This window comes from Fructilactobacillus sp. X2R5C3 (assembly GCF_059901325.1).
Genome location: NZ_JBWXUY010000056.1, coordinates 1 through 242, shown reverse-complemented (window position 1 = coordinate 242; position 242 = coordinate 1). Strand labels below are relative to the sequence as shown.

Here is a 242-nt window from a genome sequence, read left to right as displayed (position 1 = left end):
ATCCTTCACATCTTCTTCTCCAATGTACCTTCTTGCAAGTATCACTTCAAGAATGGTAAGAGCGCAGATTTCATTGAAGGTAAATACACTACTGATATTCAAGTTGAGATTGATGAACTTACCGCTGAGTGCGATGCAGGTCATCCTAACTTCACTATCAATCCGAACAAACGCACCATTGCAGCTGACGAACTTGATCCGATGGTTGCACTGAAGAAGAAACTCCGCCTTGAGCTGATTGC

Annotated in this window: 1 protein-coding gene; it reads left to right on the top strand. The window is 43.0% G+C overall.

Annotated elements, in window-relative coordinates; genetic code table 11:
- Window positions 1-242 (top strand): hypothetical protein (locus AC6UDE_RS07150; protein ID WP_500697056.1); only part of this gene is annotated, 242 nt, incomplete at both ends.